The following is a 15,116-nucleotide window of genomic DNA, read 5'->3' as shown; positions in this document are numbered from 1 at the left end:
ATTTATATGCTATATCTGCACCGGCTTAACCGAAGGAAATAACTCAATGCACAATAAAACTTTGATTGCCTTACTCTTGGCATGCTCACCAACGCTTGCGTTGGCCCACAATCTAACCCTTGGCGCAGCCGTGCCAGCCGTAACTGTCGAGCAACATGGCGAAATCCTACTCCAACAACAGCAGTTCAGCTATCAAGCGTGGAACTCACAACACATGGTTGGCAAAGTGCGCGTGATCCAAGCCATCGCTGGACGCAGTAGTGCAAAACAGCTCAATGCACCATTAATGGACGCAATCTCAGCGGCAAAATTTCCTAGCGAACGCTACCAAACCACCACCATCATCAATCAAGATGATGCGCTGTGGGGCACCGGCGCACTGGTGAAATCATCAGCGCAGGACAGCAAGCAACAATTCCCTTGGTCATCGATGGTGCTGGATAAATCCGGTGCAGTGGCTAAAGCATGGCAGCTACCCGCCGAATCTTCCACTATCATAGTGCTAGATGAGCAAGGTCAGGTGCTGTGGGTGAAAGAAGGCGCACTCAGCGAGGCCGAAATTGCCAGCGTGCTTGGATTGATTGAGCAACAGTTGTGATCAACCAAGATCGGCAGCGTTAACCACTTAACGCGTGCAGCATCGGTGAGTAAGGACTGACTTGCTCACCGAATCATCGATTGAACATCCGCGCAGTGCACTGAATCACTGCTTGCCTGATTGGTGAATTGTTATATTATAACAAACCTCATTCACTGCAGGTCTGCCATAATGCTCAAACCTATGTTGCACCGATCGCGCTTATCCATCGTCGCTCTACTGACGATGGCACTAGTGCTATGGTTTAACGTAGCGGTGATTGATCACCAATTCGATGCACATCCTGAACACCATTGGCAGCATGATTGTCAGTTATTTGCTGGGGTTAACCATGGATTGCCTAGCACACAGTGGCGACTGCCTCAGTGGCCGCAGACGCCACCGCAAAGCCAAGTAGCCCAGCCGATTCAACGCACACTGCTGCTGCACTCCTATTTTGCTCGCTCACCACCTGCGGCATAAAACAAATCAAACCGATTGTTTCTTTTTTTTGTTTTATTAGGAGTTTTTCATGCATTACCCAACAATGATTGCGCTGATGATTGGCGCGACACTTTCTGGCAACGTATTTGCCGATCATCACTCTGACCATCAACATCGTCAGCACGAAGCGCATGTACATGGCCACGTTGAACTAAACATTGCTCAAGATGGTCACGACTTACTGATTGAAATCACCGCACCAGGCGCAGATGTGCTTGGCTTTGAGCATGAGCCACAAAATGAGGCCCAGCAACACACCTTGCAGCAAGCACTCGACACACTGCACCATGCCGATCAACTGTTTATCATCAATCAGCAAGCGCGCTGCGAAAAACGTGAAGTGTTTATCCAATACTCATTGGGTGGTAAGCAATACCAAGACCGTCATGCTTATCAACCCGGTGAAAAGCACCAACACAACCATACTACCCACGATCACCACACCGCGCACGATCACGCTGAACATGAACACCACGATCATGATGGCCATGCACATGACGATCATCAGCATGACAACCATCAACACGGCTCATTCAGCGCTCAATATCAGTTCCACTGTGAAGCTGTCGATCAGCTCCAACAGATCGATACACAATGGTTCCAATATTTCCCAAGCAGCGAACAAATCCAAGCTAATGTGTTAACCGAAAAGCAGCAAAGTGCGCTACAACTGAACGCTAAGCAAGCGCTTATCAAACTGTAATTCCAGCGCTCGGGATGGGTGACTCTCACCTATCCCTTATTGGAGATGCTTTGATTTCCCTGTACACATGAGGAGCCATTATGCCTGCTCACCATTCTGATCCTACTTCATCCGTGATTGAGTTAAATGATGTGGTGTTCTGTTGGCCGGGAGCCAGCACCCCCACCTTGGATATTGCCCATTTACAGATAGCTCGGGGTGAACACCTGTTTGTCAAAGGCCCAAGTGGCTGCGGCAAGTCCACCTTACTGAGCCTTTTAACCGGCATTAACACTGCAACACAAGGTGTCGTATCTTTACTTGGCAGTGACTTAAGCCGCTTGAGTGCCAGTCAGCGCGATCGCTTCCGCGCCGACCATATAGGCTATATTTTCCAACAATTTAATCTACTGCCTTATCTGTCGGTGTTAGATAACGTGACCTTACCATGCCACTTTTCCGCTCTGCGCAGACAACAAGTCAACGGCCCTTTGGTGCACCAAGCCCAATCGCTACTCGAAAGATTGCATCTGCCAAGCGCTTTACTCAATAAGCCGGTGACAGAACTCAGTATCGGCCAGCAGCAACGCGTCGCCGCTGCGCGAGCGCTGATCGGTGAGCCACAACTCATCATCGCCGATGAACCGACATCAGCGCTGGATCACGATAATCGCGAAGCTTTTATTGCACTGCTGCGTGAAGAAGCCGAGCGCGTTGGTTCCACTTTAGTGTTTGTTAGCCATGACCCAACACTAGAAAAGCTTTTTGAGCGAAGTGTCCACTTACCCACCCTCAATCGTGCAGGAGGTTGGCAATGAAAGTTATCCTGAATTTGGCATGGAAAAGCCTACTCAACCGCAAAGCCAGCGCACTATTAACTGTATTAACCGTCTCGATCGCCGTGGTATTGCTGCTCGGGGTGGAGCGGATCCGCACTCAAGCCAAGCAGAGCTTTGCCAACACCATTGCCGGTACGGATCTCATCGTTGGCGGGCGCTCTGGTCAGGTCAATTTACTGCTCTATTCAGTATTTCGAATTGGCAATGCCACCAACAATATTGATTGGCACAGTTATCAAGAATTTAGCCAGCATCCGGCGGTAAAATGGACCATCCCGATCTCTTTGGGAGATTCACATAAAGGATTTCGCGTCCTTGGCACTAACCATAGCTATTTTGAGCACTACCGCTATGGTAGTAAGCAACCACTTACTTTCTTACAAGGCACTGAATTTAATCGCCTCTTTGAAGCCGTCATTGGTTCCGATGTAGCAAAATCGCTCGGCTATCAGATTGGCAGCCCAATGATCATCGCCCACGGGATCAGCGATGTCGGCTTTAGCCGCCACGATAACCAGCCCTTTACTGTGGTCGGCATTTTGGCACCTACGGGCACACCAGTCGATAAAACGGTGCATGTTTCCTTAGAAGCGATAGAGGCGATCCATGTCGGATGGGAATCAGGGGCCAACCTTGGTCAGCACAGCAGTGCCGAACAACTGGCGCAGCGCGATTTTACCCCGAAACAGATCACCGCTATGTTGCTAGGGGTCAAATCGAAAATCCAAATTTTTGCCTTGCAACGCCAGATCAATAGCTATCCGTACGAGCCGCTCAGCGCTATTATGCCGGGCGTCGCACTACATGAGTTGTGGGGTATGATGTCCGTCGCTGAGCAAGCACTGATGGCCGTCTCCATTTTTGTGGTGATAGCAGGGTTGCTCGGTATGCTCAGTAGCTTGCTGACCAGCTTACAAGAGCGGCGCAGAGAGATGTCGATCTTACGTACAATGGGCGCAAGGCCACAGCATGTGTTTGCTTTGCTGGTCAGCGAAGCAAGTGTACTGACACTCGTGGGCATCCTGCTTGGCGTGAGTGTGCTTTATCTGCTACTGGCGCTCGCCGCGCCACTGATTGCAAGCCAGTACGGCATTCAAATTGCGCTAGCTGGGTTAACCGCTTATGAATGGCAGTTGCTCGGCTGCGTACAACTGGCAGGTATAATGATTGGGTTTATTCCCGCACTGCGCGCTTATCGACAATCGCTCAGTGATGGCATGACCATTCGCTTATAGGAATAAAATAGGTGACTGACTCACAACGAGAAGGATCACAAGGAAGCATTCGATGAAACGTTTTATGTTGATAGCGAGCCTCATCATGGCGCCGCTGTTCTCAACGCCACTATTGGCTAATCAAGACACCACTGCCAGTGAGCAGGATGTGTTACAACTCGACTGGCTCGATCTCATTCCAGAGAATGAGCGCAACTTGTTTGATCAACAAGGTATGCCGATGCCGGATCATAACGGTAATGAACCAGCCAAGCAGCAACAGATTGGCACTGTCCGTAAGGAGCTGAACGGCAGTCGGGTCAAAATCCCCGGCTTTGTGATCCCGCTTGAAGGCGATGATAAAAAGGTCACCGAGTTTTTATTGGTGCCTTACTTTGGTGCATGTATTCACGTGCCACCACCGCCACCTAACCAGATTATTTACGTCAAGTTTCCTAAAGGCGCTCCAATCCAAGAGCTGTGGGATGTGATTTATGTGATTGGCGAATTGAAAACCGAATCACTCAGTCATGATCTGGCCGAAACCGCCTATACCCTAATTGGCACGGACATCGCCGAATACGACGATATGTAAGTATTAAGCCTCTCGGCTCAACGTTGGGAGGCTGACATCCCCGCACTCGAACCTGCCGCAGCTTTCTCCGTCACCACTTTTGCGATCAGAGCGCAAAATTATGCGCTAAATCCAAGAGTTTCACTGGCTGGCAAGCGGTGAACAGAGTAAATTTTACACTCGACGTCCACCCCGTAGCAGAGATTTTCAGGTAGCACATGGCAGACAATCCTACGCCAGTTGTGATCGAGCATGACACGCCACACAACCAAGAGCAACGCACACAATCCCAGCATCTTAAAGACAGCGCCAGTCGGATCTTAGGCATCGCCCGTCAGCATGGTTTAGATAGCCTATTACTGAGCGAAACACCGAAAACTAGCCTGTTAGAGCGGGCGATACAGCGTGAACGTCGCCATAAAGAACTGCGCCAAAAAAACTTAGAGCAGATCATTAAACTGGCTCACAGCTCTTGCCGCAATGAAAGCTCCGGCGACCCAGATCCTGACTGGCTATACCGTTTTTTTGACATGGCACAAGATATTCACAGCCGCGCAATGCAGCAGTTGTGGGCACAAGTGCTAAAACGCGAGGTCACCAACCCTGGTTTTACCTCAATGAAAGCGCTCAAAGTTCTGCAAACTATGACCCCGAAAGAGGCGCAAATTCTGCAGCGTGCCGCGAGCTTAGCCTGCAGCTTTGGCGCGAGTAGCAGCTTAAAATTGCTGATTGGCTACAAAGCCCAGCATAGCCTGCTCAGTTTCGCGAAACGCATCACCACTCAAACCATCAATATCGGTAGCCATCAGTTGCCCTACTCCAGTTTATTAGTACTGATTGAACTTGGGCTACTGCACGCGACTGAATTAGAGTCCGGTGAGATTGAAACCGATCCGCCACTCCTACTCAACTATCAAGGTAAACACCTTCAGTTACAGCCCCATAGCAAAGCGGTACGCCTGATCTATTATCGCTTCAGCCCGACGGGTAATGAACTATGTCGCTTACTCGGCAATAAGTTTAACCAGACTTACTACGATCAGTTGATCGCGTTACTGAATCAGAAATTCACGCTGCAAACAGAAGTCAGCAACTCAATGCATCATGCGGTATGACCACACATAACTGAAAAATGGCTTGCACATCAACGAACACGCCATCCTGTTTGGCGCATTCACTCAGCCAGTAACATCATTGTGGGAGATAATGCCGCGCAGGCTCAACTCGGTGAGACATTGCTCAACTAACGCTTCGATGCTTTTTTCTGCGGCCATTAGATCAATCTCAGGATCGAGTGGCGCTTGGTACTCGGAATCAATCCCAGTGAAGTGCCGAATTTCCCCAGCACGGGCTTTTTGATACAAACCTTTCGCATCGCGCGCCTCACACACTGCCAGCGGCGTATTGACATACACCTCAATAAATTCACCGCTAGGCAACAAATCACGCACCATCTGTCGCTCAGCACGATAGGGCGAAATAAACGCAGTCAGCACAATCAACCCCGCATCCGCCATCAATTTGGCCAATTCGCCAATTCGTCGGATATTCTCGCGCCGATCTTGCGCTGAAAAACCGAGATCACTGCATAAACCGTGACGAACATTATCACCATCCAACAAATAGGTGTGATAACCAAGCTCGGCTAAGCGATATTCCAAAGCCCCCGCCACGCTCGACTTCCCCGCGCCAGATAACCCAGTAAACCAAAGTACCGCTGGACGCTGCTGTTTGAGCGTGGCACGTTGCGTTTTATCCACACGATGAGAATGCCACACGATATTGGGCTGACGCTCCCATCGCTGATCACGCATATTCTCTGCTTGAACTGTCATACGATCCTCACTCACTTTGCCCTAAACGACTAACATCGATAGCTTGCCAATGCGGAAAATGTTTACGTACTAATGCATTGAGTTCGACCTCAAAGCTGGAAAATGGCGTCGCTTGCGCTGGCCGATGCTGCACGCTCTCACGCACCAAGCCCGCACCGACCGTGACATTGGTTAGGCGATCGATGATGATGAAACCGCCGGTATCGGCACAAGCCAGATAGTGATCAATCGCGACGGGTTGGGTAAACGTCCACTCACATAAACCAATCCCGTTAAGCGGTAAACTTTCAGCCGGATAAGTGGATAGATTATTAATATCGTACTGATGGTGCAGCGCTTGTAGTTGGCCGACCGTCTTTTTACCGGCAATTTTAATGTCGTAATCACGACCGATTTGCAATGCTTGTTCGGTCATCCACACCACATCGGCCAACAGATGATGGGTGCTCTCAAGCGCTGAATTTTCCTGCACCAGTAAATCGCCACGGCTGATGTCAATTTCGTCGGCTAAGGTTAGCGTGACCGCCAATCCAGCTTGGGCTTGCAACAACTCACCATCAAAGGTGACAATCCGGGTCACCTGCGAGGTTTTTCCCGATGGCAATACTTTGATCTTATCGCCAACCTTGATCACTCCAGCGGCGATAGTGCCGGAAAAACCCCGAAAATCGAGATGGGGACGATTGACATACTGCACCGGAAAGCGAAATTCCGCCCCGCTCTTGTCGCGATCTATATTCACTTGTTCCAGCAATCCCAACAGTGATGGACCTTGATACCAATCCATGACGCGGCTTGGTTCCACCACGTTATCGCCTTCTAAGGCTGAGATCGGGATGATCTGAATATCAATATCACCTTGTAGATGCTCAGCAAATTGTAGATATTCAGCGCGGATCTGCTCAAAACGCGATGCAGAGTAATCGACCAGATCCATCTTGTTCACCGCCACCACAAAATGCCGTAAACCCAGTAAATGAGCGATAAATGAATGGCGACGGGTTTGATCCAGCACCCCTTTACGCGCATCAATCAAGATCACCGCCAGATCGCAGTTGGATGCACCAGTCGCCATATTGCGCGTGTACTGCTCATGCCCCGGTGTATCGGCAATGATAAATTTGCGGCGCTCGGTTGAAAAATAGCGGTAGGCCACATCAATGGTGATGCCTTGTTCACGTTCGGCTTGTAAGCCATCCACCAGCAAGGCTAAATCTGGACGCTGACCTGTGGTGCCGACCCGTTGGCTATCGTGATGCACCGCAGCCAACTGATCTTGATAGATCTGTTTAGTGTCATGCAGCAGACGGCCGATCAGAGTGCTTTTGCCATCATCGACCGAACCACAGGTTAACAATCTCAGTAACGATTTGTGTTGATGCTGCTTGAGGTAAGCTTCAATACCAAGCTCAGCGAGCTGCTGTTTGATTGCATTATTCATACGCTTTCCTGCGATGCTTAGAAATAACCTTGCCGTTTTTTCAGTTCCATTGATCCCGACTGATCGTGGTCGATCGCGCGGCCTTGCCGTTCACTTGAGGTCGCCACCAGCATCTCTTCAATAATTTCGGTCAGGCTACTGGCGTGCGACTCAATGGCGCCGGTCAATGGATAGCAACCTAAGGTGCGAAAACGCACGCTTTTGTGCTCAATCTGCTCACCATCACGCAGGGTCATCCGCTGATCATCAACCATGATCAACATGCCATCTCGCTCGACCACAGGGCGCACTGCCGCCAGATACAGCGGTACAATCTCGATCTGTTCGAGATAGATGTATTGCCAAATATCCAGCTCGGTCCAGTTAGAGAGTGGAAACACCCGTATGCTTTCGCCTTTGTTGATCTGGCCGTTATAGGTTCGCCATAGCTCTGGACGCTGATTTTTCGGATCCCAAGTATGGTTTTTATCGCGAAATGAATAGACTCGCTCTTTCGCTCGCGATTTTTCTTCATCTCGCCGCGCACCACCAAAAGTGGCATCAAAACCATACTTGTTAAGCGCTTGCTTCAAAGCTTGGGTTTTCATAATGTCGGTATGCTTGGCCGAACCGTGCACAAACGGGTTAATCCCCGCGGCTAATCCTTGTGGATTTTTATGTACCAGCAGTTCAAAACCATATTTTTTAGCGGTCGCATCGCGAAATGTGATCATGTCGCGAAACTTCCAGTCGGTATCAACATGCAACAAAGGAAAGGGAATTTTGCCGGGATAAAACGCTTTACGCGCCAAATGCAGCATTACCGAGGAGTCCTTACCAATCGAATACATCATCACCGGATTGGCAAACTCAGCCGCCACTTCACGAATAATATGAATGCTTTCCGCTTCCAACTGTTGTAAATGGGTTAAAGCTTGTTGAACCATATTGTCTCTTCCTTGTTTGCGACTGAAACCACTTCACTACTAAGCCGATTGACCATTAAGCGAATTGCGCGGCCTCACGCGAGATTGGCGTAGCGCAAGAACCAAACCAGTGCAGCTTAGTCGCCAGCGCCACTACCTCACCGACCACAATCAGCGCGGGAGCCGCCGCACTGGCCGCCAAACTCGGCAAGTTGTGTAACGTACCAATTTGCACTTGCTGCGTAGTTTGCGTGCCACGTTCGATGATGGCGATGGGAGTGCTGGCTTGGCGACCATGCAGCTGTAATTGCTCACTAATCATGCTTGCGTTGCCAAGCCCCATGTAGATGACTAAAGTTTGCTGGCTACGCGCCAAGGTTGACCAATCCAATGCTTCGGCTTGTGCCTGTAAATGCCCAGTCACAAAGAGCGCAGACTGCGCATAATCGCGGTGCGTCAATGGAATACCGGCATACGCGGTGGCTCCGGCGGCAGCAGTAATGCCGGGCACAACTTGAAATTTGACACCAGCCTCAAACAGCACTTCGAGCTCTTCACCACCACGGCCAAACATAAAAGGATCCCCCCCTTTAAGCCGCACCACGCGATAACCTTGCCGAGAAAAATCGACCAACAATTGATTAGTTTTCGCTTGTGGCACACTGTGATGACCGGCACGTTTGCCAACGCAGACTAAAATGGTCGTACTTGGGATAAGCGCCATGATGGGTTCGGAAACTAAGTGGTCATACAGCACCACGTCCGCTTGCTGCAGATAGCTGAGTGCTTTCACGGTCAGCAGCTCAGGATCGCCCGGACCTGCGCCAACTAACGCAACTTCGCCTGCTGGCAGTTGACTACGGGCCGCACGCAGATAACTGGAGCCTTCGACTACCGAAAAACGAGGGGATTGACCAAAAGTGGCTAGCGCATCCTGCGACATAATCGAGCTCCTGCTTATTACCTGAAATCCTATGGGGTTTGTTGCAGGCATTATGCGCAGTTCTGATTATTACCTGAAATTCTATAATTTCATTCTTTATTCCAAAAACTGATATAGGAGTGTGTAAGGTTTAGCAGCGTAAGTGCATAACTGGCAAAGGTCGGAGAGGTACAGCAAGGTCGGATTGGCTAAGTGGATCACGCAGCGCTGCGATGTCACAGTGCTGCGGATTGGGATCCACATTATGGAGTCTCAGCCATAGCGATGTATGGCTGAGCAAACATCATGGGATTATTTGAGTAAACGAGCGCGGAACTGGCGTCCTTTCATCTTACCGTTGGCGATTTTGTTGAGGGCTTTGTGCACCACTTTTTTATCCACCGCCACATAAGCACGCATCGGGAAGAGGTTGATCTTGCCGATCTGCGCCGCCGTCAGCTCACCATCACTGGTCAATGCCCCGAGAATATCACCGGGACGAACTTTGTCTTTTTTACCACCATCAATCTGAATCGTGATCATGTTCGACAAATATGGACGCGCGCCAGCGGCCGGCTGTGGCAAGGTGGCCGGTTCAATCGCGATATCCATGTATTCATCAATTTGTGCTACACGATAGCTTTCGTTATCGCTAAAAAAGCTAAATGCTAAACCTTTGCTGCCAGCTCGGCCTGTACGACCGATACGGTGCACATGCACCTCAGGATCGCGTGATAAATCGTAGTTAAATACCGCATCAAGGTTATCCACATCCAAGCCACGCGCAGCCACATCGGTCGCCACCAAAATCGAGATGCTCTTATTGGCAAATTGGACTAACGCTTGGTCGCGCTCACGCTGCTCTAAGTCACCGTGCAATTCAATCACACTAAAGCCGGCTTGATGCAAGGTATCGGCGACATTTTGCACTTCTCGCTTGGTATTACAAAAAACCACCGCTGAGCTAGGTTGATGATGTAACAACAGCGTTTCAAGCGCTTGATCACGCGCCTCGCTGCCATCCACCTTATAAAAATATTGGCGAATGGTTGAGGTATCATGAGTGGCGGCGACTTGGATCATCGTTGCATTACGGGTAACATTTTGCGCAATTTTCTCAATGCTGGCAGGGAAAGTAGCGCTAAACAGCAAGGTTTGGCGATCAGTAGGTGCTGCAGCCACAATCGCTTCTAACGCTTCTTGGAAGCCCATTTCCAACATGCGATCCGCTTCATCCAGCACCAGCGTGTTGAGTTCGCTAAGATCGATACGATCTTTACTCAGGTGATCCAAAATACGCCCTGGTGTGCCAACCAAAATATGCGCGCCATGTTCCAACGAGCCAATCTGTGGCCCCATCGGCATCCCGCCGCACAAAGTCAACACTTTAATATTGTGGATGGTGCGACCTAAGGTTCGAATATCGGTCGCCACTTGATCGGCAAGTTCACGAGTTGGACACAACACTAAGGCTTGCACCCGAAAGCGTTTTACATTGAGATTAGACAATACCCCAAGACCAAAGGCAGCCGTTTTGCCCGAGCCCGTTTTACCTTGACCAATCACATCCTGTTGATTGAGGATTGCGGGAAGAGATTGCGCCTGAATCGGAGTCATTGTGGCAAACCCCATCGTTTCAAGGTTCGCGAGTAATTCAGGCTTCAGGTTCAAAGCCGCAAAAGAGTTGGTGTTCAAGGGGGATCCTTAGTGTGATGAAAAAAGAAGCGCTATTATCGTTATTTTACGCCTCAGCTCCAGTGAATCTTGATTTAAATTTTTCGCGCTATGCTTAACGCTAGAGAAAATGGCGCTGCGCAGTAATAATTACCCCCCGTTCAGCGCAGTTCAAAGCAAATCAAACCACGAGCATTAACTTTATTATCAAGGAGATAATCATGATCCACTGGCAATGTGTGCCTTTTTGCCAATTAACTACCGAACAGCTGTATCAACTCCTTAAACTCAGAGTGGACGTCTTCGTGGTAGAACAGTGCTGTGCTTATCCCGAATTGGATGACAAGGATTGCCTCAGCGGCGTGCAACATTTGCTTGGCTATCAAGGATCACAATTAGTGGCTTGCGCACGTTTACTGCCGCCTGGGGTAAGTTACTCGAATGTCAGCTTTGGCCGAGTGGCGACCAAGGCCTGCGCGCGGGGCAATGGGCTTGGACATCAATTATTGCAGACCGCACTTGAGCAGTGCCAACGCTTATGGCCACAACAAATCATCGAAATTGGCGCTCAACAGTATCTTGGTGAGTTTTATGCTCGCTATGGCTTTATCGCCACCTCCGAGCCCTATATCGAGGATGGGATTTGGCACATCGATATGATTAGGGACGGATCTGAGCGCTGCGCAGACTAAACTGCGCACTCATCTTATTTGCTGCGCCCAAAACCGCCATCAGAGAGGCGAAAGAACATCACTGATTGGCTATTGCGCTCCAGTTGCAAAATATCCAACTGGCCATTTTCCGCCAATTTAAAACGGATCAGTTGTCCTGCTTGAATTTGGCTAAGCGGCTTATCGGCGCCTTCAACCTTGACCAACCCATTGATATCACTTAATGGCAACTGATTAATCCGAAACACTTGCGATAAAGTATCACCTTGGCGAACCACGTACTCTTGCCAAGCCGATGATTTAAGTTCACTCGGCGTTGGCGAACCTTGTTCACTCAAACTCTGGGTATTGATCCCGACTTCAATCCTCTGCGCAGCCGCAGGCGCTGCATTGAGTGCGGTTGACTTATCCGGTAATGGGATCACCATCAAGCCGAGCACAACGGGGATCAGCACCATCAAACTCCGTCGATGCCGCAGCGGCAGTGCAAGCCATAACTCTTGCAACCGCTGACGATAGCGCGGCCAATCCAGTCGTTGCCAAAAATTTTGTACCAAGGCCAGATAATCAGTTTGCGGCGGCTTCTTGTGGCGGCGATTCATGTTCAAATCCTTTAATTACTAGCCTACAGTATAAAAATTCATAAGGTTAGAGTATAGAGTCGAGTCGCATGAAAGCCAAAGCTTGACACAAACTTGAAATTTTTTGCTGAACTTTCTGCGCTAAGTCACAAGCCAATGCCACGATGACGGACCATAACCCACTTACTTGGCATAGCAACCCCACATGGGATAACCGTTTCATGACTCTGCCTAACCTGTTATTCTGTCGCCTTTATTGAACGACCAAGAGTGACTTTTATGTCTGAAGTAACATTTGAAACCGTAGAACAAAAAGCCAGTTATGGCATTGGCCTACAAATGGGTCAACAACTGGCGGGTAGCGGCTTAGAAGGTCTGAATGTGGCAGCGATTGCCGCTGGTATCGCAACCGCACTGGTTGGCGAACAACCTGCAATTTCAGTAGATGAAATCAACCAAGCCCTACAAACCATGCATATGCGTGCAGAACAAGCACACCAAGAGGCCGCTAAAGTCGCGGCTGCAGAAGGCGAAGCATTCCTGCAAGATAACGCGCTGCGTTCAGAAGTCACGGTTCTTGAGTCTGGCCTGCAATACGAAGTATTGGTTGAAGGCAACGGGGCTATCCCAACTGCCGACAAATCAGTTCGTGTTCACTACCATGGCCAACTGGTCGATGGCACTGTGTTCGACAGCTCTGTCTCTCGTGGTCAACCTGCTGAATTCCCAGTCACTGGCGTGATCCGTGGTTGGGTTGATGCATTGCAACTGATGCCTGTCGGTTCAAAATGGAAACTCTATATTCCACAAGACCTAGCTTATGGTGAGCGTGGCGCAGGTGCCGCTATTCCACCATTTGCAGCACTGGTTTTCGAAGTAGAGCTGTTAGATATTCTGTAATATTGGCTTTGCGCTTACCAACAACGATAAAGAGCGATCCTAAGGGTCGCTCTTTTTTTACAGACTCAATAATGGCGCTGATGACGATGACAGTGACACCAATAGGTCACGCTTGAATAGGATTAGGCGAGAGGTCAGTTTAGCGGGACTGTGAGTCTAGATTTTGCCAGCAGTGGATCTAATAAAACACCAGTCGCAACCAAGAAGAGTCGCTCGGCGAACGGTAGCCACAATATCCAGCAAACCTATCGCGATAGAGTGCCCGTAACCTAATGCCAATCACATCACACTCCGTTTACAAGCCAAATACAGCAAAAAACAGCAATAAAAAAAGCCGGGCTAGCCCGGCTCTTTTATTGCATGACGAATTGATTACTCAGCAGCAGCTTCAACAGCAGCTTCTGGGCGATCAACCAGCTCAATGTATGCCATTGGAGCTTTGTCACCTGCACGGAAACCACACTTCAGAATACGAGTGTAGCCGCCTTGACGTGCAGCGAAACGTGGACCTAATTCGTTAAACAGTTTTGCTACCACTTCGTTATCACGAGTGCGAGCAAATGCTAGACGACGGTTAGCAACGCTGTCAGTCTTAGCTAGTGTAATCAAAGGCTCAACGACGCGACGCAGCTCTTTCGCTTTTGGCAAAGTAGTCTTGATAACTTCATGACGTACTAGAGAGCTAGCCATGTTGCTGAACATCGCTTTGCGATGACTGCTGTTGCGGTTGAGTTGACGACCACTCTTACGATGGCGCATGACCTAATCCTTCTAACTATTATCGATTAATCTTCAGCGATTGACGCTGGCGGCCAGTTTTCTAGACGCATGCCCAGAGACAGACCACGTGATGCAAGCACGTCTTTAATCTCTGTAAGAGACTTCTTACCGAGGTTTGGCGTTTTAAGAAGCTCAACCTCAGTGCGCTGTACCAGATCACCGATGTAGTGAATCGCTTCTGCTTTCAAACAGTTAGCAGAGCGAACTGTTAGTTCAAGATCGTCTACAGGACGCAGTAGGATCGGATCGAATTCTGGCTTCTCTTCCTTCTCCTCAGGTACACGCACATCACGAAGATCTACGAACGCATCCAATTGCTCAGCAAGAATAGTTGCTGCACGACGGATTGCTTCCTCAGGCTCAAGAGTACCATTCGTTTCCATATCGATAACGAGTTTATCCAAGTCAGTACGCTGCTCAACACGAGCCGCTTCAACTGAGTAGGCAATTTTGTCTACTGGGCTGAAAGTGGCATCAACAAGCAGACGACCAATTGGACGTTCGTCTTCTTCAGTATGGATACGGGCAGAAGCTGGAACATAACCACGACCACGTTCTACTTTGATACGCATAGCGATCGCAGCATTGTCAGCAGTTAGATGACAAATAACGTGTTCAGGGTTTACGATCTCTACATCACCATCATGGGTGATGTCACCTGCAACCACAGGGCCCGAGCCTGATTTGTTCAGTGTAATGAACACTTCGTCTTTGCCTTCGGCAACGCGAACAGCCAGACCTTTCAGGTTCAAGAGAATCTCAAGGATATCTTCCTGAACACCTTCTTTGGTGCTGTACTCGTGAAGAACGCCTTCAATCTCTACTTCAGTAGCAGCACAACCTGGCATTGAAGATAAAAGAATACGGCGAAGTGCATTACCCAGAGTGTGACCGAAACCACGCTCTAACGGCTCAAGAGTTACTTTTGCGTGTGTCGTGTTGATTTGTTCGATATCAACAAGACGTGGCTTAAGAAATTCTGTTACAGAACCCTGCATTGTGTCCTCTCTTTAGTTT

17 protein-coding genes are annotated in these 15,116 nt (G+C 49.4%); 9 read left to right on the top strand and 8 right to left on the bottom strand.

What is annotated here, in order from left to right; genetic code table 11:
* Positions 1 to 46: 46 nt before the first annotated feature.
* The 7 genes from G7083_RS07905 to G7083_RS07875 all read left to right on the top strand — a co-directional run bounded on the left by G7083_RS07905 (position 47) and on the right by G7083_RS07875 (position 5,505).
* Positions 47 to 598 carry a YtfJ family protein gene (locus G7083_RS07905; protein ID WP_166014282.1) on the top strand — a complete coding sequence of 184 codons (552 nt, stop codon included), beginning with the start codon at positions 47 to 49 and terminating at the stop codon, positions 596 to 598.
* A gap of 171 nt (positions 599 to 769) precedes the next feature.
* On the top strand, positions 770 to 1,060 hold the full coding sequence (locus G7083_RS07900; protein WP_166014281.1) for a DUF2607 family protein: 291 nt from the start codon (positions 770 to 772) through the stop codon (positions 1,058 to 1,060).
* A gap of 49 nt (positions 1,061 to 1,109) precedes the next feature.
* A complete protein-coding gene (locus G7083_RS07895; protein WP_166014280.1) occupies positions 1,110 to 1,784 on the top strand; it encodes a DUF2796 domain-containing protein in 675 nt (224 codons plus the stop codon).
* An 80-nt stretch (positions 1,785 to 1,864) separates the two neighbouring features.
* Positions 1,865 to 2,581 carry an ABC transporter ATP-binding protein gene (locus G7083_RS07890; RefSeq protein ID WP_166014279.1) on the top strand — a complete coding sequence of 239 codons (717 nt, stop codon included), beginning with the start codon at positions 1,865 to 1,867 and terminating at the stop codon, positions 2,579 to 2,581.
* On the top strand, positions 2,578 to 3,837 hold the full coding sequence (locus tag G7083_RS07885; protein WP_166014278.1) for an ABC transporter permease: 1,260 nt from the start codon (positions 2,578 to 2,580) through the stop codon (positions 3,835 to 3,837). Before G7083_RS07890 ends, G7083_RS07885 begins: the two co-directional genes overlap by 4 nt.
* A 52-nt stretch (positions 3,838 to 3,889) precedes the next feature.
* Positions 3,890 to 4,411 carry a DUF3299 domain-containing protein gene (locus G7083_RS07880; RefSeq protein WP_166014277.1) on the top strand — a complete coding sequence of 174 codons (522 nt, stop codon included), beginning with the start codon at positions 3,890 to 3,892 and terminating at the stop codon, positions 4,409 to 4,411.
* A gap of 197 nt (positions 4,412 to 4,608) precedes the next feature.
* Positions 4,609 to 5,505, top strand: a complete 897-nt coding sequence (locus G7083_RS07875; protein ID WP_166014276.1) for a TIGR03899 family protein — start codon at positions 4,609 to 4,611, stop codon at positions 5,503 to 5,505.
* 63 nt (positions 5,506 to 5,568) lie between these two features.
* Here the strand turns inward: G7083_RS07875 and cysC are convergent, their stop codons facing one another.
* The 5 genes from cysC to dbpA form a co-directional block, all read right to left on the bottom strand.
* Complete coding sequence (cysC, locus tag G7083_RS07870) at positions 5,569 to 6,225, bottom strand: adenylyl-sulfate kinase (protein WP_166014275.1); 657 nt, start codon at positions 6,223 to 6,225, stop codon at positions 5,569 to 5,571.
* A 7-nt stretch (positions 6,226 to 6,232) separates the two neighbouring features.
* Positions 6,233 to 7,666, bottom strand: coding sequence for a sulfate adenylyltransferase subunit CysN (cysN, locus tag G7083_RS07865; protein ID WP_166014274.1), 1,434 nt, complete (start codon positions 7,664 to 7,666; stop codon positions 6,233 to 6,235).
* A gap of 17 nt (positions 7,667 to 7,683) precedes the next feature.
* Positions 7,684 to 8,592 (bottom strand): sulfate adenylyltransferase subunit CysD, encoded by a 909-nt coding sequence (gene cysD, locus G7083_RS07860; RefSeq protein ID WP_166014273.1) that lies wholly within the window; start codon positions 8,590 to 8,592, stop codon positions 7,684 to 7,686.
* 55 nt (positions 8,593 to 8,647) lie between these two features.
* Positions 8,648 to 9,514 carry a uroporphyrinogen-III C-methyltransferase gene (cobA, locus tag G7083_RS07855; protein WP_166014272.1) on the bottom strand — a complete coding sequence of 289 codons (867 nt, stop codon included), beginning with the start codon at positions 9,512 to 9,514 and terminating at the stop codon, positions 8,648 to 8,650.
* Positions 9,515 to 9,805: 291 nt separating this feature from the next.
* The gene (gene dbpA, locus G7083_RS07850; protein ID WP_166014271.1) at positions 9,806 to 11,188 is read right to left on the bottom strand and encodes an ATP-dependent RNA helicase DbpA; all 1,383 of its coding nucleotides are present in this window, start codon (positions 11,186 to 11,188) and stop codon (positions 9,806 to 9,808) included.
* 200 nt (positions 11,189 to 11,388) lie between these two features.
* Between dbpA and G7083_RS07845 the strand changes: the two genes are divergently transcribed.
* Positions 11,389 to 11,859, top strand: a complete 471-nt coding sequence (locus G7083_RS07845) for a GNAT family N-acetyltransferase (protein WP_166014270.1) — start codon at positions 11,389 to 11,391, stop codon at positions 11,857 to 11,859.
* Positions 11,860 to 11,873: 14 nt separating this feature from the next.
* Here the strand turns inward: G7083_RS07845 and G7083_RS07840 are convergent, their stop codons facing one another.
* On the bottom strand, positions 11,874 to 12,440 hold the full coding sequence (locus G7083_RS07840; RefSeq protein WP_166014269.1) for a LysM-like peptidoglycan-binding domain-containing protein: 567 nt from the start codon (positions 12,438 to 12,440) through the stop codon (positions 11,874 to 11,876).
* 258 nt (positions 12,441 to 12,698) lie between these two features.
* On the opposite strand from G7083_RS07840, the gene G7083_RS07835 reads away from it, so the two are divergent.
* Entirely contained in the window at positions 12,699 to 13,319 is a 621-nt protein-coding gene (locus G7083_RS07835) for an FKBP-type peptidyl-prolyl cis-trans isomerase (RefSeq protein ID WP_166014268.1), read from the top strand.
* Positions 13,320 to 13,691: 372 nt separating this feature from the next.
* Here the strand turns inward: G7083_RS07835 and rplQ are convergent, their stop codons facing one another.
* A complete protein-coding gene (gene rplQ / locus G7083_RS07830; RefSeq protein ID WP_001216360.1) occupies positions 13,692 to 14,078 on the bottom strand; it encodes a 50S ribosomal protein L17 in 387 nt (128 codons plus the stop codon).
* Between the two features lie 26 nt (positions 14,079 to 14,104).
* On the bottom strand, positions 14,105 to 15,097 hold the full coding sequence (gene rpoA, locus G7083_RS07825) for a DNA-directed RNA polymerase subunit alpha (RefSeq protein WP_166014267.1): 993 nt from the start codon (positions 15,095 to 15,097) through the stop codon (positions 14,105 to 14,107).
* Positions 15,098 to 15,116: the final 19 nt, after the last annotated feature.

Source organism: Vibrio sp. HDW18, from assembly GCF_011306175.1.
GTDB classification, from domain to species: domain Bacteria; phylum Pseudomonadota; class Gammaproteobacteria; order Enterobacterales; family Vibrionaceae; genus Vibrio; species Vibrio chanodichtyis.
Note: the sequence above shows the minus strand (reverse complement) of the source record. Positions and strands in the feature narration are given on the sequence as shown.

Excerpts from the sequence above, each read along its gene's own strand:
- G7083_RS07905 (WP_166014282.1), top strand. The coding sequence starts at position 47 with ATGCACAATAAAACTTTGATTGCCTTACTCTTGGCATGCTCACCAACG.
- G7083_RS07900 (WP_166014281.1), top strand. The coding sequence starts at position 770 with ATGCTCAAACCTATGTTGCACCGATCGCGCTTATCCATCGTCGCTCTA.
- G7083_RS07895 (WP_166014280.1), top strand. The coding sequence starts at position 1,110 with ATGCATTACCCAACAATGATTGCGCTGATGATTGGCGCGACACTTTCT.
- G7083_RS07890 (WP_166014279.1), top strand. The coding sequence starts at position 1,865 with ATGCCTGCTCACCATTCTGATCCTACTTCATCCGTGATTGAGTTAAAT.
- G7083_RS07885 (WP_166014278.1), top strand. The coding sequence starts at position 2,578 with ATGAAAGTTATCCTGAATTTGGCATGGAAAAGCCTACTCAACCGCAAA.
- G7083_RS07880 (WP_166014277.1), top strand. The coding sequence starts at position 3,890 with ATGAAACGTTTTATGTTGATAGCGAGCCTCATCATGGCGCCGCTGTTC.
- G7083_RS07875 (WP_166014276.1), top strand. The coding sequence starts at position 4,609 with ATGGCAGACAATCCTACGCCAGTTGTGATCGAGCATGACACGCCACAC.
- cysC (WP_166014275.1), bottom strand. The coding sequence starts at position 6,225 with ATGACAGTTCAAGCAGAGAATATGCGTGATCAGCGATGGGAGCGTCAG.
- cysN (WP_166014274.1), bottom strand. The coding sequence starts at position 7,666 with ATGAATAATGCAATCAAACAGCAGCTCGCTGAGCTTGGTATTGAAGCT.
- cysD (WP_166014273.1), bottom strand. The coding sequence starts at position 8,592 with ATGGTTCAACAAGCTTTAACCCATTTACAACAGTTGGAAGCGGAAAGC.
- cobA (WP_166014272.1), bottom strand. The coding sequence starts at position 9,514 with ATGTCGCAGGATGCGCTAGCCACTTTTGGTCAATCCCCTCGTTTTTCG.
- G7083_RS07845 (WP_166014270.1), top strand. The coding sequence starts at position 11,389 with ATGATCCACTGGCAATGTGTGCCTTTTTGCCAATTAACTACCGAACAG.
- G7083_RS07840 (WP_166014269.1), bottom strand. The coding sequence starts at position 12,440 with ATGAATCGCCGCCACAAGAAGCCGCCGCAAACTGATTATCTGGCCTTG.
- G7083_RS07835 (WP_166014268.1), top strand. The coding sequence starts at position 12,699 with ATGTCTGAAGTAACATTTGAAACCGTAGAACAAAAAGCCAGTTATGGC.
- rplQ (WP_001216360.1), bottom strand. The coding sequence starts at position 14,078 with ATGCGCCATCGTAAGAGTGGTCGTCAACTCAACCGCAACAGCAGTCAT.
- rpoA (WP_166014267.1), bottom strand. The coding sequence starts at position 15,097 with ATGCAGGGTTCTGTAACAGAATTTCTTAAGCCACGTCTTGTTGATATC.